This is a genomic window from Psychrobacter nivimaris (genome assembly GCF_043419765.1).
Classification (GTDB): domain Bacteria; phylum Pseudomonadota; class Gammaproteobacteria; order Pseudomonadales; family Moraxellaceae; genus Psychrobacter.
The window spans coordinates 163976-184162 of sequence record NZ_JBHOFX010000001.1 but is presented as its reverse complement, the minus strand read 5'-3'; the positions used below and the strand labels follow the sequence as shown (position 1 = coordinate 184162).

Sequence of the window (20187 nt, the reverse complement as noted above, 5' to 3'; positions counted from 1 at the left end):
CCTAGATAACTCAAGATAACACGTAACAAAAATAACTACCGGTAAGGATTTAACATGAGTATCCGTATTCACCCAATCAAAGCATTTAGCGATAACTATATCTGGACATTGATCAATGAAAATAATAAGCAGGCGATTGTTATCGATCCAGGTCAAGCTCAACCAGTTATTGATTATCTAGAGACGCATGAGCTTGAGCTAACATCGATTTGGACGACTCACCATCATCATGATCATATCGGCGGCGTCGCAGAGTTACAGGAGTCGTATCCGATGACTCATCTGGTTGCGCATAGTGAGCATGACGTCGATGAAGATCAAACTATCAAAGACGGTAGCACGGTGAGCGCATGGGGCTGCTCTGCGCAAGTCTGGGATGTGTCAGGGCATACCGCTAGCCATATGGCCTATATCTTAGATATTGATGGGCAAAAGCATTGTTTCTGCGGTGATACGTTGTTTAGTGCAGGTTGCGGACGTGTCTTTACTGGTACGATTGAGCAGTTGCACGAGAGCTTTAAGCGTTTGAACGGCTTGCCTCATGAGGCGCTACTGTATCCTGCGCATGAATATACAGCGAGTAATCTGCGTTTTGGCCTGTCTATTGAACCTGACAACGAAGCGATGCAGCAAGCATTAGCACGAGCAGAGGCTCAAACTGAGCAAGGCATGGCAACACTGCCAGTAACACTAGAGCATGAACGCGCGGTAAATGTGTTTTTACGTACACAAGAGCCAAGTGTAATCGCAGGAGTGAAATCCAAAATGCCTATCGATGATGATAAGTCATTGACAGTATTTGCAGCGTTACGTGAGCTGAAAAACAACTTTTAAAAAATGCTTTTGTGTACTGCTTCAACAAAAATCAATTCGCTGCTGAACGTCATTGCCCTCTCTCTTTATTTAGGAAGTCGCCATTATGGGTCGTTATATCTTAAAAAGACTACTACTGATATTGCCGACACTATTTTTGATCTTGCTTGCCAACTTTGTAATCGTACAAGCAGCACCTGGCGGGCCTGTTGAGCAGCAGCTGGCACTTATCGAGCAGGGCGCAAAAGATAATGCGCTTGGCAGTAATATTGGTGCGGGCAGTGCAGGTGGCAACGACAGTACTTATCAAGGCACGCGTGGTCTCTCTGAGGAGATGGTCGCTGCGATCAATGCCCAATATGGTTTTGATAAATCTGCCCCAGAGCGATTTTGGCTTATGTTAAAGAACTACGCTCAGCTAGATTTTGGTGAGTCGTTTTTTAAAGGGCAGTCGGTGACCGATCTTATCATAGAGAAGCTGCCAGTCTCGATATCGCTTGGGCTGTGGAGTACGCTGCTCATCTATATGATTGCCATTCCATTAGGAGTGTATAAAGCGATGCATCATGGCTCAGGCATTGATAAAGCCACGGCTATGCTACTAGCGATCGGACATGCGATACCTGTGTTTGTCTTTGCAGTGATCTTACTGGTTTTCTTTGCAGGTGGCAGCTACTGGAATATCTTTCCATTACAGGGACTGACGTCCGAGAACTTTGATCAACTCAGCGAGCTTGGTAAAGTAAAAGATTACTTTTGGCATTTAGCGTTACCGCTGCTGGCAAGTACTGTAGGCGGTTTTGCAGGTTTGACCTATTTAACCAAATTCAGCTTTTTAGAGGAGTTGGGCAAGCAGTATGTACTGACCGCTCGCGCAAAAGGCTTAGGTGAGCGTCAGGTGCTATACGGACATGTATTTCGCAATGCGATGTTGATTATCATTGCAGGTATTCCAGCCGCTATCGTTGGTATCTTCTTTGCGGGTAACTTTTTGATTGAGATTATCTTTAAACTAGATGGCCTCGGTTTGCTAGGTTTTGAAGCCATTCAACAACGCGATTATCCAGTAATATTTGGCACACTATTTATCTTTACCTTAGTGGGGCTGCTACTGCAATTAATCAGTGATTTAAGTTATCACTTAATCGATCCTCGTATTGATTTTGAGGGGCGCTAATGTCAAATAATCAACATTCATCAAAGAGCAGTCCTATTAATAGCGAACCAGATAAAGCGCCAATGCTTGAGCAGCTATCTACCACAAAAAAGCAACGCTTAAACCCTATATGGCAAGCGCGTTTAAATCGCTTTCGCCAAAATCGACTTGGAGTGATATCGCTGTTTGTTTTCGCAGTGATATTTGTCATCTGCATGGCGGCTAATGTCATTGCCAATGACAAACCTTTACTGGTTCAATATCAAGGCGATTATTACTTTCCAGTATTAAAAGCTTATCCTGAAACGACGTTTGGCGGTGTATTTGAGACCGAAACCAATTATAAAGACCCTGCAGTGCAGTCGCTGATTGATGAGCAAGGGTTTTATGTGATGCCGCTTATTCCGTTTGCTGATCAGACGCCGAATGTTGAGCTTGGTCTGCCTTATCCAGCAGCACCCAATGCCCAAAACTGGCTTGGTACGGACGATATGGGGCGTGATGTGCTGGCACGGATACTTTATGGTATGCGAGTGTCATTACTGTTTGGTCTGGCTCTGACGCTTGCGGGCGCACTGATTGGGATTATCGTCGGTGCGGTGCAAGGCTATTATGGCGGCTGGGTAGATCTGGCAGGACAGCGATTTATGGAAGTGTGGGGCGGTATGCCTCAGCTATTTATGATCATTATTTTGGTCAGTCTGTTTAGTCCTAGCATCATTATGTTGTTCGCTATGATGCTACTGTTCGGCTGGATGGGTTTGGTCGGTTTGGTACGGGCAGAGTTCTTACGAGCTCGCAACTTTGACTATGTGCGAGCTGCACGCAATTTAGGCGTTTCGGACAGCCAAATCATGCTTAGACACATTTTACCCAATGCGTTAACTTCTAGTTTGTCCCAGTTGCCATTTATTTTAACGGCCAATATTATCGCTTTAACTGCACTGGATTTCTTAGGTTATGGGTTGCCGCCTGGCTCGCCGTCTCTAGGTGAGCTAATGGTACAAGGGAAGAACAACCTTGATGCACCATGGCTTGCCTTGTCAGGATTCTTTAGTTTGACCTTTATTTTGTCATTGCTCATCTTCGTCGGCGAAGCGCTGCGTGATGCATTTGATCCGAGGCGTTCTTAATATGACTAAAAATATTGTCGCCACCAAGCACAGCAATGAGCCAAATGAAAGTCTTCATCGTGCACAAGATAAGCTTATGCTAACCGTAGATAAGCTCACTATCACAACGACTACAGGCGTCCAGTTGGTCGATGCGCTGTCTTATGAGCTAAGACAAGGGCAAACTTTGGCTATCGTTGGTGAGTCAGGCTCTGGCAAATCGATCGCCAGTCTTGCGCTACTAGGTCTGTTACCAGATAGTTTAACGATTACTGGTGAAGTTCAGTTGGCAAGTACGGCAGGTATGTCTACCTTGCCCATATCCAATGATAAGGCGCGTAATGCTGCATTGCGGTCTATTCGTGGACAGCGGATTGGTATGGTATTTCAGGAGCCGATGACCGCATTAAATCCGTTGCATACGGTCGCCAAACAAATCGCTGAATCGTTGCGTCTAAGCGGAATACCTAAGAAGCAATGGCGAGACACTAGCATTGCTTTGCTAAATGATGTCAATATTGCAGATCCTGCTGACAAATTGAACCGTTACCCACATGAGTTATCAGGTGGTCAGCGTCAGCGAGTAATGATTGCCATGGCATTGGCTCAGCAGCCTGATATTTTAATCGCTGATGAGCCAACGACTGCACTCGATGTGACGTTGCAGCATGAGATTTTGGCGCTATTAGATGATCTCAAACGTCAGCATAATATGGCGATGATATTAATCAGTCATGATCTCAACCTAGTCAGACGCTATAGTGATGAGGTCATCGTCATGCGTCATGGTCAAACCATTGAGCAGGGTCAAACGTCAGCGGTATTTAGTCAGCCCAAAGCCGATTATACTCGGACGCTTATTCAGCAAGACTTTGGTCAAGCATTGACCATAGAAGACGATAACGCGGATAAGCACCCAAGCGTACTAGAAGTGAAGCGTCTTAACGTACAGTTCCCAATTGAAAAAGGTCTGTTTGGTGGTACCAAGCGCTGGTTCGATGCGGTCAAAGATGTCGATATGACGCTACAAAAAGGCCAAGCATTGGGTATCGTCGGTGAGTCTGGCTCTGGAAAAACCACCATTGCGCTGGCGCTTAGCCAACTACTGAGCAATCAAGCACGTGTGAATGGGCAGATAGTGGTCAACGGGCAAGATATTTCGATATTGTCCAAAAAAGCGCTACGTAACTTCCGCGCGCAGATACAGATGGTATTTCAAGATCCATTTGCCAGTATTAATCCGCGTATGACGGTCATGCAAATCGTTGAAGAAGGGCTGCTGGTACAAGGCGTGGATAAAGTCGCCCGTCAGCAAGCGGTGCTAGATAGTCTTGCTACAGTACATTTGCCTTTAGCATTTGCGCAGCGTTATCCGCATGAGCTGTCAGGTGGCCAGCGTCAACGCGTGGCACTGGCGCGCGCACTCATTATGAAGCCAAGCTTACTTATATTAGATGAGCCGACCTCCGCGCTCGATAGTACCACACAGATAACAGTAGTTAGTTTATTACGTGAAATCCAAGAAAGACTGCAAATCAGCTATGTTTTTATCAGTCATGATCTCAAAGTAGTACGCGCACTGTGTCAGCATATTATGGTGTTAAAACAAGGCACTTGCGTAGAGTCTGGACGTACCGAAGATCTCTTTAATCACCCACAACATATTTATACTCAGCAACTGTTAAAGGCAAGTGCCGACTAGTTTAAACGACTTGCTGTAGCCACTTAAATTGATCAATCAAACTAAGCGACCTAGTATAAAATTGACACATCGCAGTTCATAATAATAGCAACATATTGAAAAGAGCAGTGGTACAATAATTTTAGAGAGCTGCCCATTTTATAATGCTGTGATGCGTATCCTTATACATTCTGGCGCTCATAAATTAGTAATATTTAACTGGCTCGTCAAAACGGTCTTTATTGCAGTTAAAACCATCATTAAAAAGGATTTTTGTGCCCATGAAAACACAAAATAGTATTACTAAATTGGTAAAGAACAACAGCTTGCAGCATGCTGGTTATTTGGCTGTCGCTAAGACTCGGGCAAAGGTATTAAAAGCAGTGTCTTATGTGATACCTATCAGAAGACCAATGCTCTTTGTCGGTGAGACTGCCTGCGATGAGCTATGCGATATGCTTATCAATGAAGGCAATACCAATGTGTTTATTGTCACGGATACGGTGCTCAACAAACTGGGTATACCTGCAAAAGTTACCGATTATCTAGATGCGAAAAATATCAGTTATCACATCTATGACGGTATTACACCAGATCCTACTTTTAAAGTAGTTGAGGAAGGGCTCCGTCAGTCTATCGAAGCCAATTGTGACTCTATCGTAGCCATTGGCGGCGGCTCAGTGATCGATGCGGCTAAAATGATAGCTATGTCTCAAGGCAACAAGTGTAAGCCAAAGCAGCTGATCGGTATTCTTAAGGCAAGAAAGCCCGCGACTCCGCTGTACTGCGTACCAACGACAGCTGGAACGGGTTCAGAAGCGACACTTGGCGCAGTAGTATCGGATGATAAAACGCATCAGAAAGCACTGTCTATCGACCCAAGAATGGTACCGCTAGCCGCAGCGATCGATCCGGTTATCATGAAAGGCATGCCAGCCCATATAACAGCAGATACTGGTATTGATGTATTGACCCATGCCTTAGAAGCATGGATGAGTGCCAATGCCAGCGTAGAGACAGATTATTATGCAGCCTCTGCCGTAAAATCTGTTATGCATTACCTACCATTAGCTTATAAAGACGGTGGTAATCTAAAAGCAAGAGAAGAGATGGGTATCGCCGCTCATTATGGCGGAATTGCTTTTAATAAAGCAGGTCTGGGTTATGTGCATGCTATCGCGCATCAGTTAGGCGCTTACTATAGTATTCCTCATGGTCGTGCCAATGCCATCGTGTTGCCTTATGTGCTTGACGTCAATCGTAAAGCGAGCAAAAAAAGACTGGCTGCATTGGCGAAAAGAACCGGTATGGTACAGAATGGTCAAGCAGCCAATGGCGATAGTGAGATAGCAGATAACCTTATCACGCAAGTTAGAGACTTGATTGCAGCTCTAAACATTGATCCGACTGTCAATGGTATGCAAACCAGCGACTTTGATGATATTGTAAAGGCAGCTGCAAAAGAAGTCAGTGACACCTATGCAGTACCAACGTATTTATCAGCCGCTGAAATTAAAGAAATTCTAACGAAAATTAAGCAGGCAAGTGATGAACGTGCTGATAGTAATAATGAAACAGCGTCATAGTTTTTGGTAGGGCTACTGATATTAAAATAAAAAAGTCTATTACTCTTTGGAGGATAGGCTTTTTTAATGCATTGAGATAATAAAGCTTCTGTCTTATTTCCATAGTTAAGTCATAATAAAATATATAATCGTTATCAAACAACCGTTTAATTTATCTTGTAATTAAACTCAGTTGATAAAAAATATCTTAATAAACTGTAAATATATAACAGTATAGGAATGTTTCAGTGATACAAAAGCGTTAGGATATTTAAAGGACATTACGCTTAGGAGATTTTTATGAATCGCATATTACCATCTAAAATTATAGGGTTAGTTATCATAGCGAGTAGTGCGATTTACGCAGGCTGTGCATCAACTGAAAACAGCTCTACTGTAAAAAACACAACTGCCGCTAACCCATATGCACCGACTACGCCAGGATTGGCAGTAGCCACAGTAGCGGGTGGGTGTTTTTGGTGTGTTGAAGCAGGTTATGAAAAAATCCCTGGCGTGGTAGAAGTCGTGTCTGGCTATACGGGTGGCACCGCTGAAAACCCGACATACAAGCAGGTGTCAGCAGGTGGAACTGGGCATACAGAAGCGGCGCAGGTGTATTATGATCCTAAGAAGATTACTTACAATGGCATAGTACAGGCGCTATGGAGAATCGCTGATCCTACTGATGATAAAGGACAGTATGTTGACCGCGGCACACAGTATCGTCCAGCAATTTTTTACAATAATGCGCAAGAAAAGCAAATCGCAGAAGCGGCCAAGCAATCACTGCAAGCCTCTGGTGTGTATGACAAGCCAGTAGTGATCGAGATTGTTCCTGCTAGCACTTTTTATCCTGCTGAAGAGTATCATCAAGATTACTATAAAAAGAACCCGATACGCTATAAAGCTTATACCTTCAATTCTGGTCGCTATCAATTTATCGAGAGTGTCTATGGTAAAAACTATGAGCTTGATTTTAGTAAGTTTACGCCCGAAGCAGATAGCACACAGCAAGTGACGTCAAATAACATATCAGATAGTAAGGTAGGCAAAGGTTTTAACCCAGATACATTCGTAAAGCCTTCACAAGATGCGCTAAAGAAATCGCTTAGTGATATTCAGTACAAAGTCACTCAAAAAGAAGGTACTGAGCGCGCTTTCGATAATGAGTACTGGGATAATAAAGCGCCTGGATTGTATGTAGACGTCGTATCTGGTGAGCCACTGTATTCTTCGCGTGATAAATATAAATCTGGTACGGGTTGGCCGAGCTTTACTCGCCCATTGGATACGAGCTTAGTGGTTGAAAAGCCAGATCGAGGAATATTTGGAACCCGTACTGAAATTCGTAGCCGTTACGCGGACTCACACGTGGGCCATGTGTTTGATGACGGTCCAGCACCGACAGGCAAACGCTATTGCATGAATTCAGCAGCGCTCCGCTTTATTCCGCTTGCAGATATGGAAGCTGCTGGTTATGGTGATTGGGTAGATGATGTAAAACCAGTTGGTTAGTACTATTTTTCTACCGCTCGGCCAAACAAAAAGGACGCATATGATGCGTCCTTTTTATTTGGCTGCTATTCACAACAGCCTAATCAATTAACAGCCAATTAAAACGCTGGTTGACGTTTAGGAACCGCACCTAAAAATTCATTACGGGCTTGATTATTATGTTGATATTCGCCAAGCATCGCGGTACTACGCGTGGTTGAATGTTGTTTGCTAACACCGCGCATCATCATACACATATGTGATGCATCCATAACAACTGCTACGCCGCGGCAGCCAGTAACATCCATGATTGTCTGTGCAATCTGCTCACTTAGGTTTTCTTGTATCTGCAAACGACGGGCAAACATATCGACGATACGGGCAAATTTTGACAGTCCCAGTACTTGGCCGTCAGGTAAGTAGCCGATATGAGCGACACCATGGAACGGTAGCATATGATGCTCACACAGTGAATAAAACTCAATGTTCTGTACCAGTACCAGCTCGCGATTCGCTGATGGAAACACAGCATCATTGACCACTTCATCTATACTTTGATGATAGCCTTGGGTCAGATGGGCAAAGGCCTTTGCAGCACGTACAGGCGTATCTAGCAAACCCGGACGATCTAAGTCTTCGCCAGTTGAAGCAATCAGTTGGCGATAAGATTCGGTACTTTCTTTATAATCTGGGGTTATGATGGGGGTGTTACTCATAAGTTTGGCAGCCATCCAAAATGTGGGTGTAGCTTAACGTTGAATCCTATCATGTGAGGATTCTTATAAAAATTGTGCAAGCTGGGAAGGGCTGTGATTATACTCGAAATCTGCTGAACTTCATACTGCTGTGGCTAGCAGTTGAATCTTTAATCAATAAAGGGGTGCTTGGTACTTAATCGAAACGGTTGTAGTGTTAATATTCGAAATACGATTTTCTCATAAAATAAGCAAGCTACTATAGTCTGAGTATTTTATCGTGAAGCGTTGATGCTAAAATGCAATTTAATAACTCACAAAAAACTCTCACTGTCGATACTACTTCAAGTGATAAACTGCTATATAGTCATTTTGACGTTATTAGTTGTTTGTATCAGTCAATCCAATAACAAGAATCAAATACAGTTTACGACTGTTTACTTAAATTAATTCGTGTATAATAACTCATCTTTTCATTTGTACTATTTAGTAGTCTCAATCTTCTAATTACTCTAAATAAATTCTTATTCTAAATCATCTCGATTGATTCAAAAGGAAATCTTATGCTACTGCAAGGACAACGATTTGTCGTAACTGGCATCGCAAGTAAACTCTCTATCGCTTGGGCTATCGCAGAAGCGCTGCACCGCGAAGGAGCTTCACTAATTCTGACTTACCCGAATGACAAAATCAAAAAACGCGTCGATATGGCCGCTGAAAAATTTGAAGCAGATTTGGTTCTAGAATGTGACGTAGCTTCTGATGAGTCAATTGCTGCATGCTTTGAGCAAGTGACTGCTCACTGGGGTGACGGTATTGATGGTGTGGTACATGCCATTGGATTTGCACCGATGGATCAGTTGGATGGCGATTTTGTCAATGCCACGACTCGTGAAGGCAGTCACATCGCGCATGATATCTCTAGCTACAGCTTTGTTGCATTGGCAAAAGCAGCTCGTGAGTTACTAGCGATGCGTCATGGTTCTATGCTGACATTGACCTATGAAGGCAGCATTTCAGTATTGCCAAACTACAATGTTATGGGTATGGCAAAAGCCAGTTTAGAAGCCAGTGTTCGTTATTTAGCAACGTCTATGGGCGGTGAAGGTATCCGTGTTAATGCGATATCTGCAGGTCCTATCCGCACGCTAGCGGCTAGCGGCATTAAGTCTTTCCGTAAAATGCTCGATATCAGCGAAAAAATTGCGCCACTACAGCGCAACATCACACAGACAGAGGTAGGTAACGCTGCATTATTCTTATTGTCGCCGTGGGCATCTGGTATCACAGGTGAGATTATGTTCGTTGATGCAGGATTTAATACAGTAGCTATCAGCGAGCAGTTGATGATGCTTGATGAACCAGCACAGTAATTGTTATAGATGATTCGTTTGATAATAGAAAAGACAGCCAATTGGCTGTCTTTTCTAGTTATACTATGAGTCTTTTTGGCTACGTGCTTTTTTAGCAATGCGCCTTTTTAGCTACGTGCCTTTGAGCGAGGGATATGATAACCAAGTTACCAAAGTGGATACTATGGGGCGGGGCAGTATTGGCATTTAGTGCTGGTTGCGTGAATACGACGGCATTAATGGGGTTTGCCAATTTATCAGTGTCGCATGTCACGGGCAATGTAAGCTTGTTTGCAGCGGCTATCGCTCATTCAGACGCGCGTAGTATTTTATATATTGGTACCTTGTTGCTGTCCTTTTTGGCAGGGGCTATACTAAGCGGCTTTGTCATTGGACAGACATCATTGAAACTCGGTCGTCGTTATGGACGAGCGCTATATCTAGAAGCAGCACTACTGTTGGTGAGTTATTGGTTATATCAGCAGCACGATTACTTGGGGCAGTTAGCAGCAGCAATGGCATGTGGATTGCAGAACGCGATGGTGGCAACTTATAGTGGGGCGGTCATTCGTACCACTCACTTAACAGGGCTGACCTCAGACATGGGTGCAGCAATCGGTAATTGGCTTGCTGGTCGCTCTATTAGTAAGCCAACCTTGGGGTTCCAAGCCATTATCTGGTATTGCTTTTGCGGCGGTAGCGCAGTAGGCGCTTTCTTGTTTGCAAAAGTCAGCTATGATGCTTTGTTCGTTCCCATCGCGATTGTGTCGACAGCAGCATTTGTATACAACTATGTCTCAGATCATCTGCCAGAGGTTAGAGAACCAAAAAAAGATAGGCGCTTATCATAGTGATAAACGACTATCGTGCCTATTATTAACCGTATTGGTTTTTGTATGTTTATTTAGGTGTAGAATAGCGAGCTATCAAAACATGCTTTGGTCTTATTCTTTATGGTCTTCGTGCTCATGCATCCCTTGCATCATATCGAGCATAGAGTCATCAGTACGTTGTTGATCTTCTTTGGCTAGGCCATCTTGGTTAATGTCTTTTGGTGCCATTTTGGTGGTTGCATCAGTTTTATGTGAGTCTGTCATAAAGTACTCCAGTATTTTTATTTACTTCTTAATAGAGATGTTTTAATTAAATCTTTATTTGTTGACGCTCGTATTTAGTAGCGCTTGGCTTTTATTTAACTTATCTAGTATGCAGTGTGGTCATAGTCTTGTACATATACAGAGTACACTTGTTTAGTGACTATGTGTAACTAATGATGCAACTAATAATGAAGCTGATCACATGGTTAATGACTAAGTTTGCGAATTACTAGCATAAGTTGTAGAAAGACGAGTTTCGACGTATATATCCCAAGTGATGTCTGCAGATAATTAGATTTACCTCAATGGTCATGTGTTTATTAAAATACATTAACCAACAATTTATGTTTTATTTTTAGGTTTCTTACACCGTCTTTGATTCAATAAGGACATTCTATGTCAGAGCAAAAGCTAGATAGCCATCTTCCTAATGATGGCAATGAATATTTATTTACTGATACTTTCCCAAAAGGTACAGGCAAAGGGCTGATCGTTGTCGCTATTGCCGCGATTATTGCGTTGATTATTTATAATGTGTTGCCGTTCGATATCAATGCTAATAAAGGTCTCGCAGTCCTGTTTTTTATTGGGGTGCTTTGGCTTACAGAAGCTGTGCACGTCACCATAACAGCGCTACTTGTCGTAGTAATCGGTGCCTTGGTTGGCATACCAGACTTCGATGCTGAAATCGGTCTGCAAAGCTTTGCCAATCCTACTATTTATCTATTCTTTGGTGGTTTTGCCTTGGCAGCAGCATTGCATGTGCAGCAGCTAGACAAAAAAATCGCACTAAAGATTCTATCGATGTCTGGTGGCAAGCTCAGTACAGCAGTATTTTTGATATTTGGTGTGACGGCATTTTTGTCGATGTGGATATCGAATACTGCTACAGCTGCGATGATGCTCCCATTGGCACTCGGTATCTTGACGCAAGTTGATCGTGAAAAAGACCGCGGTACGTTTGTTTTTGTACTATTAGGTATTGCTTATTCAGCCAGCCTTGGTGGTCTAGGTACGATTGTTGGTTCGCCGCCCAATGCTATTGCAGCAAAGGCGCTCGATATTGCCTTTGTAGACTGGATGAAGTTTGGTATTCCGATGATGTTGGTACTGTTACCATTATTGTTGGGTGCGATGTATGTGTTCCTAAAGCCGAACCTAAATCGTACCATTGTCCTTGTTGACGATGCGCCGATTGCTTGGAACAAGCCACGTATCGTCACTATCATCGTCTTTATCGTTACGGCATTGAGCTGGATATTCTCCAAAAAGATCGGAGCAGCTTTAGATATCACGGATACTGATGCTATCGTTGCACTAACAGCAGCGGCAGCAGTAGTGAGCTTAGGGTTAGTGTCTTGGAAGCAAGTATCAGATAATACGGATTGGGGTGTGCTCATGTTGTTTGGTGGCGGTATTGCGCTATCGACAATTTTGAAAGTATCTGGGGCGTCTTTGGTACTAGGGGAAACCGTAGCAACTGCGTTGTCTTCTGCACCACTTATTATCGTTATGATGGCAGTCTCAGCATTTATTATTTTCTTGACAGAATTTGCTTCCAATACTGCCTCGGCAGCATTGTTAGTGCCTGTATTTGCTGCTATTGCAGAGCAGATGGGTTTGCCACATGAGGTGCTCGTATTGGTCATCGGTATTGGTGCATCGTGTGCCTTTATGTTGCCAGTTGCCACACCGCCAAACGCTATTGTGTTCGGTACAGGTTTGATCAAACAGACAGAAATGATTCGTACAGGTATCATATTAAATATTATTGCTACTATCGTTATCGGGCTATGGGCGTACTTTTTCTTGATATAATCAGTTAGTTACTATAATCGTAGTCATATTTGCTTAGTATAAATGGAACCCCAATGTTCAAGACAAATTGAACGTTGGGGTTTTTTATGGCTTATCGTATGAGATAACGGTATAGAATGTTTATTATTAACGTCATCTTATTAAATGGATTTGATCACATGACACAGTACTTATTAAAAGCAACTGTTCTGATATTACTAGGCGCAATTGCCGTGGTAATGGCATTTATAGCAAAATACTGGGCACCTGATCGTACCGTCGCTGAGCTAAAACAATGGCAACTACCTAACAGCGAATTTATAAACATACAAGGTATGCAGGCGCATGTATCGCAGTCAGCTAATTGTCATGCAAATCGTGGCAATGCAGCCGAAAAAAATCGACCCGAAACAATCGTTTTATTGCATGGTACATCGGCAAGTTTGCATACATGGGAAGGTTGGACCAAGGCGCTGTCTGATCAATACTGTGTCGTGAGCATGGATTTGCCAGGGTTCGGTTTGACCGGTCCTTACGTGGATGAGAGTACGCGATATAGTAGCGAAAATTATGCGGCGTTTGTCATTCAGGTACTTAATTATTTGAAAGTGGATCGTGTCACGCTAGCCGGTAATTCATTAGGAGGCAAGGTAGCGTGGCGTACCGCTGCTTTGTATCCTGAGCGTGTCAATCGATTGATATTGGTAGATTCAGTTGGTTATCCAGCAACGTCCAAACACATTCCTATTGGTTTTAAACTTGCTAAATATCCAATGCTGTCACCAATTTTAAATCGTACCCTACCCAGAAGTGTTGTTGAGAAAAGCGTTTTAAGTGTGTATGCAGATAATAGCAAAGTCGATGAGAAGTTGATTAACAGATACTACGAACTGACCTTGCGCCAAGGTAATCGGCAAGCATTAAGTCGTCGCCTAAATGAAACTGATGATGAGAGCGATCAATTGCAAATAAAGCAGCTAGACATGCCGACTTTGATCTTATGGGGTGCAAAAGATGATCTTATTCCTGTAGAAAACGCCGCGTTATTTCATAGAGATATACGTGATAGTCAGCTTAAAATATTTGATAATTTAGGTCATGTACCGCACGAAGAAGATCCGTTCGCAACCGTTGACGTTGTAAAGCAGTTTTTGATTAGTGAGTCAGGAAATGGATAACTTAGAAAAGAAACAGATAACAACTATCGCTGCAATTTCAGATGTTCATAGTAATGTCTACGCCCTTGAAGCTGTGCTTGCGGATATAAGATATCGAGATGTTGATCAGATTGTCAATCTTGGTGATATTTTATATGGGCCAATAGCGCCTCATGCTACTTATGAGCTATTAATGGCAAATCGAGATGATACTATTACCATTAGAGGTAATCAGGATAGACAGATTTATGAAGCCACTACGGCAGAAATTGCTAATAATCCAACCATGGGTTTTATTATCAAAGATCTCTCTAAAAAAGCGATTGAATGGATGCGGTCTTTGCCATTTGATTTTCATGTAAGTGAGGATGTATACCTCTGCCACGGTTCGCCGACCGATGACATGATATATTTACTAGAGGATATCGAAACGGGTCAACCAATAGTGCGTAATGATGCGACTATATTGGCGTTACTTGATGGTATTGATAATGATGTTATCTTATGTGGTCATACACACATCCCGCGAACAGTAGTACTGTCGTCAGGACAAACTATTGTGAATAGTGGTAGAGTTGGCTATCCAGCTTACGAAGATGATTTGCCTATTATTCATAAGATGCAAACTTATTCGCCTCATGCTAATTATGCTCTTATCAAGTGTATTGAGACTCAACAAGGTAAACATTGGCAAACAGAGCATGTCAAAGTGGCTTATAACCATGAAGCAGCAGCAAATATGGCTCTAAGAAACGGACGTGAAGATTGGGCATTTGCATTGAAGACGGGTAGAGTAGTTCCAGTACGACAGTACTTAAAAACATTCTATTCTAGCAATGATAGCATTACCTTTAGATTAACTATGGATTTTGATTTAATAGAGATTACGTAAAATGCTAACACTATATATGGTTCAACTGGGCGGTCGTCCTAAAGGCCGTCTGATTGAGCAACACGATATTTTCTTTGGCGCAGCCTATCAAGTGAGTGGCTTGATAGCAGATATCAATGAACATTGGCCTGAGGTAAAAAATAAATGGCATATTGATTCATATCGAGCAATTACTAAAGTGGGTAGTTATGCCATCAAGTTAATCGAATCAAGTGAGCAATTAAAGGCTGCTACTGACTTAAAATTATTCTTTATCAATCTAGGTGGCTATCAGCAGGGTAGTTTTGAAGAATTCCATTATAAGCTACTCATCGTTGCATCTAGTAAGGCGGACGCGATTAAACAAGCGAAGAAAAGTGATTTTTATAAGCAGTTTACTTTTAAAGATGAGACGTCATCTTTCAATACAGCTTCTCATATTGATGATAAGTTTGCAGTAGATATAGATGACATATATAACGTAAATGATCTTATCTCAAATGTTCAGTTGTTGATTGAGCTTGTCGTTGATTCAGACGGTGTCCATATCAAAGAGGACAAAGAATACGTGGGTTATCTGAGTATTAAAAATTTAAGGAAATTATCCTAATATGTCACTAGATATGTATTATAAAAGTGGAATGATTGTAAAAACGCGCTGTCAAATCTCTGATGAAATGTTACCCATCCTTTATCAGATTCACAGTAATGCTAACTTCCCACAATTAACGTGGTTAATTGACAATATTTATGAAAATCTGCAGATTCGTCCTGATGTAGCGAAAGAGTTAGCTAATGAGATGTTAGGGTTTGAAAAATTAATACTGTCACTACACCTTCCTTTTCCTAGGCTGGCACTGCAAAAAATGCACACCTTTTTTGTGGGGGCTGCGACTAAACAACAGATTATTTATACTGTTAGTAATTAGTTTTCTCATTTAGACCATTTCTATGCCTTTAATGAAGTGAAATTTAATATTTATGGTCTAAGTGTGTCTTCGTTTAATACTGCTAAGCATGATAACTACCTTGAATCACCCCGCATTTATCTCCATAATCTAACCACTTCTACATAATAAATAGCCTAAGTAAATATGCCCAATACTTCTAAGCCCAATACTTCTAAAAATAGCGATTCAGATACATCTATTGTAAATGAAACTCAAGATACTAAGAAGCCAGCAGTAGCACTGGCGGATTTACCAGTTCTTGCTAAAGACAGCTATTACTTAAGCCGTCTTGAACGAGAGCTGGCACGTGCTGCTGTGTCTAAGAATAAACAATCTAATCAGGGTTCTGAACAAAAGAACAACTCAGATGATGTACTCGCCAAGAAACGTGCTCAGTACGAGAAAATAAAAACGCGTTCTCAACAAGCTGTGCAGGCACGTATCGATAGTATTCCAAGTGATTTACCTGCCAAACTAAATCTGGATTTGCCTGTTAGCCAACGGGCAGAAGACTTAGTACAAGCGATTATCGATAATCAAGTCATTATTGTCGCTGGTGAGACCGGTTCTGGTAAAACGACGCAGTTGCCTAAGCTTGCGATGCTGGCAGGGCGCGGTATTACAGGCCAGATAGGGCATACACAGCCAAGACGATTGGCTGCTCGTAGTGTGGCAAACCGTATCGCAGAAGAGCTGGGTGAGCCATTAGGTAATACGGTCAGTTTTAAGATTCGCTTTAATGAGCAAGGGACAGCACAATCTGTTGTAAAGCTCATGACAGATGGTATCTTACTCGCTGAGTTGGGTCATGATCGGTTTTTGAGTAAGTACGATACGATTATTATCGATGAGGCGCATGAGCGTAGTTTAAACATCGATTTTATTATGGGTTATCTCAAAAAGATGCTGCCCAAGCGCCCAGATTTAAAAGTCATTATTACCTCGGCGACCCTCGATACCAAGCGCTTTAGTGAATATTTCAGCCGTTATGACAATAAACTCAAACGACAAGTCCCTGCGCCTATTTTTAATGTAGAAGGGCGTAGCTTTCCGGTAGAAGTCCGTTATCGTCCGTTGACAGATGAGCCAGTGAACAGCTCAGAAGATGACAGCTACGATGATTTTGAGGAGAACCTGCCGCGTGCTGTGGTTGCCGCTGTCGAAGAGTGCTTTGGCGATGCGCAGAGTAAAGGTCACGCTGATCAAGCTGATATTTTGATATTTGCTGCGACTGAAGCGGAGATTCGTGAGACGCAAGAGGTGCTTGAGCGTCATGGCCCGCGCCATACCGAAGTACTGCCACTATTTGCACGGCAGACTTACGAAGAGCAGCAGCGTATCTTTCAGCCATCGGGTCGAGGTCGCCGCATTGTTATCGCGACCAACGTTGCTGAGACTGCATTGACCGTGCCGGGTATTCGCTATGTGATTGACTTGGGTTTTGCGCGGATTTCGCGTTACTCGTATCGCTCGCGCGTACAGCGTTTACCGATTGAAGCGATTTCGCAAGCAGCGGCTAATCAGCGTAAAGGTCGCTGTGGCCGTGTCGCTCCAGGTGTTTGTATTCGTCTTTATAGTGAAGAAGATTTTAGTGGGCGCCCTGAGTTCACTGAGCCTGAGATTCTACGTACCAACTTAGCGTCAGTAATCCTACAAATGGCCAATCTACGTCTAGGTAGTGTGGATGATTTTGAGTTCATTGAGCCGCCTGATAGCCGATTGGTCACTGATGGTCATAAATTGCTAGATGAACTGGGCGCTATTACTTCTAAGAAAGATACCGCTGCTCAGGACAAAACCAATAAACCAAAAGCGAGAAAAGGGCTTGATCATCTGCGTTTGACAGCAACTGGTCAGAAAATGGCACGTATGCCAATCGATCCAAGGCTAGCACGTATGCTGGTGGCTGGTTCTGATTTTGATTGTATTCGCGAAATGCTAATCGTTGTGGCCGCGCTTGCTGTACAGGATCCACGCGAGCGTCCTGCCAATAAACGTACGCAAGCGGATCAAAAGCATGCGGTCTTCCGTCAAGACGACTCTGACTTTTTGTTTTATTTAAGTCTGTGGAAGGCGCTGTTTGAAAAAGATGAAGACGGTAATAAACTGTCTGGCAATCAGCGTAAGCAGTTTGCTAAGAAAAACTATTTAAGCTTTCCGCGTGTACGTGAATGGCATCAGACACACCGTCAATTAGTGCAAATGGTCACTGAGCTGAAGTTAACTGATGTTAATGAGTCAAAAGCTTCTGATAAAAATGTGGCTGTCAATGATCCGACAGCGATCGAAGATGAAGAGTTAAAAGCAGTCAAATATGCCAATCTGCATAGAGCATTGTTAACAGGATTGTTGTCTATCATCGCGCATAAGACTGAAAGCCGCGGTGAGTATTTGGCTGCGCGTCAGCAAAAGGCCAAGATATTCCCAGCCAGTACGGTGTTTAAACAAATACCCCCTTGGGTGATGGCGTTTGAAATGGTGGAGACTTCACAAGTTTTTATGCGTACTGTTGCCAAAATCGAGCCAGAATGGATTATCTCAGCAGCAGGTGATTTGCTCAAATATCATTACTTCGAGCCACATTGGTCCAAAAAAACAGGACGCGTCAAAGCTTACGCGCAGATTAGTCTGTTTGGACTGATTATTATTAGTAAGCAGCTGACCAACTATGAGCAAGTTAACTTAGTTGAATCACGAGAGATATTTATTCGTGATGGCTTGGTGACAGGTAACTTTGGTCGCAATGCACCATTTTTACAACATAATATGGATAAGATTGCTCATGTTGAGCGTATCGAAGACAAGCTGCGCCGCCGTGATTTATTGGTAGATGAAGAGACGCTCTATCAGTTCTATGATAAGAAAATCCCTGAGCACGTTGCCAGTCGCAAAGCATTTGAAGATTGGCGTGCAGAAGTCGAAAAGCATGATACTAAGCATCTATTCTTTACTGATGAAGACGTACTTAATAGCCAAGCGCCGACCACAGGGGACTTCCCAGAAGTGTGGAAGCTGGGCGATCTAAAGTTGCCGCTCCGTTATATCTTTGATCCAGCCAGCGATGATGATGGTGTGACCATACGTGTACCGCTTGCCGCATTACCGCAGCTAGACGCGATTGAGTTACTATGGGGTGTGCCCGGTTGGCGCTATGAATTGGTATTGCAGCTGCTCAAGTCGCTACCAAAAGAGATACGTCGTCAAATCGTACCGATACCCAATACCGCAGACAGTTTGTTTGATGAGTTGCAGCCAAAGGGTGGACAAGGATTGCTGAAGCAGTTATGTCAGGCGTTGCATCGTCGCGGTATCATGTCGGTGACGCCAGAGAACTTCAATCCATCTACGATTGATCGTTATTTGCAGCCACAAATCTGCGTAGTCGATGAGAAAAACCGTATCATCGAAAAAGGCCGTGATCTACAAACCCTACAGATTCGTCATGCATCTGAGACCAGTCAAGCGGTAAATGAGCAGCAAGGCGTGCATACTGAGTTCCCTGAGCATTTTGCTTTTAGCAAAAATCATCATAGCGCAGGCGTGGTGATGAAACAGTTTGCAGCACTCGTCGCTGATGAAGCGGGAGAAGCTGTATCGATTCATCAATACACTGATGTCAATGCAGCACTTCAGGCACATCGTATCGGGGTGCTGACTTTAATCAAAGGCAAACTTGGTGCAAAGAAAAAGCAGTTAACGAGCCAAATCGACAGTATATTTAAACTGGCATTTGCGCCACTTGGCGACATGGATAAACTCAAGACGATCGTTATAGATGCTGCGTTAGACGCGGCTCTCGAAGAGCACTACGTCTTATTCGATCATTCTGAAAATTTACCAGAAAGCGCCGATGACATCGTAGTTGGATTGAGCGAAGAGCTACCGTTTACCTCTGAAGAGTATGCCCAGACTCTCGAAGTGGTAGTGAATAACTTCTTATTAACTGGTCAAAGCGTTATCAAAACGCTTAAGAATGTCTACACTCGTTGGCAACGTATTCGCCAAGGGTTATTGATGCTAGATCGCGAGATATTTGGTGAGTCTATCGATGATATTGAAGATCAGTTGGAAGATTTGCATTTGGCAGATTTTGTTTATCGGATGGATTATAGCCATTGGCAACAGTACCCACGCTATCTTGAAGCGTTACAGATTCGACTAGAGCGTCTGGAGCACAATCTCGACGCTGACCTTGACGGTGTTTACGCGCTTGACTTGCATATGGAACGGTTAGCAGGGCGTGCAGATAAGGAAGCCATCAGTGAGTATCGCTGGATGGTGGAAGAGTACCGTATTCAATTGTTTGCCCAGCCTATGAAAACTCGTATGGCAGTATCGCCCAAGCGTCTAAGCAAGATGTGGGATAAGGTGAGTTAGGCTAAATTTTAGTTTTGTATGGTACGTTATGTTATAGAGCGCACATCAATTTCAAGATAGGGGCTCTATG

Annotated in this window: 16 protein-coding genes; 14 read left to right on the top strand and 2 right to left on the bottom strand. The window is 43.0% G+C overall.

Annotated features, from left to right (window positions below; all coding sequences use genetic code 11):
• Window positions 1-54 precede the first annotated feature (54 nt).
• From gloB to msrB, 6 genes are all read left to right on the top strand, one after another.
• A complete protein-coding gene (gloB, locus tag ACHEVO_RS00645; RefSeq protein ID WP_394123521.1) occupies window positions 55-834 on the top strand; it encodes a hydroxyacylglutathione hydrolase in 780 nt (259 codons plus the stop codon).
• Window positions 835-919: 85 nt separating this feature from the next.
• Entirely contained in the window at window positions 920-1990 is a 1071-nt protein-coding gene (gene yejB / locus ACHEVO_RS00640) for a microcin C ABC transporter permease YejB (protein WP_394123520.1), read from the top strand.
• A gap of 62 nt (window positions 1991-2052) precedes the next feature.
• Window positions 2053-3102: an ABC transporter permease gene (locus ACHEVO_RS00635; protein ID WP_394123902.1), complete on the top strand. Its 1050-nt coding sequence runs from the start codon at window positions 2053-2055 to the stop codon at window positions 3100-3102.
• A 1-nt stretch (window position 3103) separates the two neighbouring features.
• Window positions 3104-4783, top strand: a complete 1680-nt coding sequence (locus tag ACHEVO_RS00630) for an ABC transporter ATP-binding protein (protein WP_394123519.1) — start codon at window positions 3104-3106, stop codon at window positions 4781-4783.
• 260 nt (window positions 4784-5043) lie between these two features.
• Window positions 5044-6348 (top strand): iron-containing alcohol dehydrogenase, encoded by a 1305-nt coding sequence (locus ACHEVO_RS00625; protein WP_394123518.1) that lies wholly within the window; start codon window positions 5044-5046, stop codon window positions 6346-6348.
• Between the two features lie 279 nt (window positions 6349-6627).
• Complete coding sequence (gene msrB / locus ACHEVO_RS00620) at window positions 6628-7842, top strand: peptide-methionine (R)-S-oxide reductase MsrB (protein ID WP_394123517.1); 1215 nt, start codon at window positions 6628-6630, stop codon at window positions 7840-7842.
• Between the two features lie 98 nt (window positions 7843-7940).
• Here msrB and folE read toward each other — a convergent pair whose 3' ends face one another.
• The gene (folE, locus tag ACHEVO_RS00615; protein ID WP_185156591.1) at window positions 7941-8537 is read right to left on the bottom strand and encodes a GTP cyclohydrolase I FolE; all 597 of its coding nucleotides are present in this window, start codon (window positions 8535-8537) and stop codon (window positions 7941-7943) included.
• Window positions 8538-9079: 542 nt separating this feature from the next.
• Here folE and ACHEVO_RS00610 point away from each other — a divergent pair.
• Together ACHEVO_RS00610 and ACHEVO_RS00605 are read left to right on the top strand one after the other, a co-directional pair.
• Window positions 9080-9889 (top strand): enoyl-ACP reductase FabI, encoded by an 810-nt coding sequence (locus tag ACHEVO_RS00610; protein ID WP_101205004.1) that lies wholly within the window; start codon window positions 9080-9082, stop codon window positions 9887-9889.
• A gap of 134 nt (window positions 9890-10023) precedes the next feature.
• Window positions 10024-10719, top strand: a complete 696-nt coding sequence (locus ACHEVO_RS00605; protein WP_057760330.1) for a YoaK family protein — start codon at window positions 10024-10026, stop codon at window positions 10717-10719.
• 93 nt (window positions 10720-10812) lie between these two features.
• On the opposite strand, the gene ACHEVO_RS00600 is transcribed toward ACHEVO_RS00605, so the two are convergent.
• Window positions 10813-10965: a hypothetical protein gene (locus ACHEVO_RS00600; protein ID WP_394123516.1), complete on the bottom strand. Its 153-nt coding sequence runs from the start codon at window positions 10963-10965 to the stop codon at window positions 10813-10815.
• A 396-nt stretch (window positions 10966-11361) separates the two neighbouring features.
• Here ACHEVO_RS00600 and ACHEVO_RS00595 point away from each other — a divergent pair, with 396 nt between their 5' ends.
• The 6 genes from ACHEVO_RS00595 to hrpA all read left to right on the top strand — a co-directional run bounded on the left by ACHEVO_RS00595 (window position 11362) and on the right by hrpA (window position 20117).
• A complete protein-coding gene (locus ACHEVO_RS00595; protein WP_394123515.1) occupies window positions 11362-12783 on the top strand; it encodes an SLC13 family permease in 1422 nt (473 codons plus the stop codon).
• Window positions 12784-12941: 158 nt separating this feature from the next.
• Window positions 12942-13940: an alpha/beta fold hydrolase gene (locus ACHEVO_RS00590; protein ID WP_394123514.1), complete on the top strand. Its 999-nt coding sequence runs from the start codon at window positions 12942-12944 to the stop codon at window positions 13938-13940.
• Entirely contained in the window at window positions 13933-14811 is an 879-nt protein-coding gene (locus ACHEVO_RS00585; protein WP_394123513.1) for a metallophosphoesterase family protein, read from the top strand. Before ACHEVO_RS00590 ends, ACHEVO_RS00585 begins: the two co-directional genes overlap by 8 nt.
• Before the next feature lies 1 nt (window position 14812).
• Window positions 14813-15400, top strand: coding sequence for a DUF1543 domain-containing protein (locus ACHEVO_RS00580; protein WP_394123512.1), 588 nt, complete (start codon window positions 14813-14815; stop codon window positions 15398-15400).
• Between the two features lies 1 nt (window position 15401).
• Entirely contained in the window at window positions 15402-15719 is a 318-nt protein-coding gene (locus ACHEVO_RS00575; RefSeq protein ID WP_394123511.1) for a hypothetical protein, read from the top strand.
• Window positions 15720-15884: 165 nt separating this feature from the next.
• Complete coding sequence (gene hrpA / locus ACHEVO_RS00570) at window positions 15885-20117, top strand: ATP-dependent RNA helicase HrpA (RefSeq protein WP_394123510.1); 4233 nt, start codon at window positions 15885-15887, stop codon at window positions 20115-20117.
• Window positions 20118-20187: the final 70 nt, after the last annotated feature.

Bases quoted from the DNA above. Each gene is read 5' to 3' on its own strand.
- gloB (WP_394123521.1), top strand. From the start codon at position 55: ATGAGTATCCGTATTCACCCAATCAAAGCATTTAGCGATAACTATATC.
- yejB (WP_394123520.1), top strand. From the start codon at position 920: ATGGGTCGTTATATCTTAAAAAGACTACTACTGATATTGCCGACACTA.
- ACHEVO_RS00635 (WP_394123902.1), top strand. From the start codon at position 2,053: ATGCTTGAGCAGCTATCTACCACAAAAAAGCAACGCTTAAACCCTATA.
- ACHEVO_RS00630 (WP_394123519.1), top strand. From the start codon at position 3,104: ATGACTAAAAATATTGTCGCCACCAAGCACAGCAATGAGCCAAATGAA.
- ACHEVO_RS00625 (WP_394123518.1), top strand. From the start codon at position 5,044: ATGAAAACACAAAATAGTATTACTAAATTGGTAAAGAACAACAGCTTG.
- msrB (WP_394123517.1), top strand. From the start codon at position 6,628: ATGAATCGCATATTACCATCTAAAATTATAGGGTTAGTTATCATAGCG.
- folE (WP_185156591.1), bottom strand. From the start codon at position 8,537: ATGAGTAACACCCCCATCATAACCCCAGATTATAAAGAAAGTACCGAA.
- ACHEVO_RS00610 (WP_101205004.1), top strand. From the start codon at position 9,080: ATGCTACTGCAAGGACAACGATTTGTCGTAACTGGCATCGCAAGTAAA.
- ACHEVO_RS00605 (WP_057760330.1), top strand. From the start codon at position 10,024: ATGATAACCAAGTTACCAAAGTGGATACTATGGGGCGGGGCAGTATTG.
- ACHEVO_RS00600 (WP_394123516.1), bottom strand. From the start codon at position 10,965: ATGACAGACTCACATAAAACTGATGCAACCACCAAAATGGCACCAAAA.
- ACHEVO_RS00595 (WP_394123515.1), top strand. From the start codon at position 11,362: ATGTCAGAGCAAAAGCTAGATAGCCATCTTCCTAATGATGGCAATGAA.
- ACHEVO_RS00590 (WP_394123514.1), top strand. From the start codon at position 12,942: ATGACACAGTACTTATTAAAAGCAACTGTTCTGATATTACTAGGCGCA.
- ACHEVO_RS00585 (WP_394123513.1), top strand. From the start codon at position 13,933: ATGGATAACTTAGAAAAGAAACAGATAACAACTATCGCTGCAATTTCA.
- ACHEVO_RS00580 (WP_394123512.1), top strand. From the start codon at position 14,813: ATGCTAACACTATATATGGTTCAACTGGGCGGTCGTCCTAAAGGCCGT.
- ACHEVO_RS00575 (WP_394123511.1), top strand. From the start codon at position 15,402: ATGTCACTAGATATGTATTATAAAAGTGGAATGATTGTAAAAACGCGC.
- hrpA (WP_394123510.1), top strand. From the start codon at position 15,885: ATGCCCAATACTTCTAAGCCCAATACTTCTAAAAATAGCGATTCAGAT.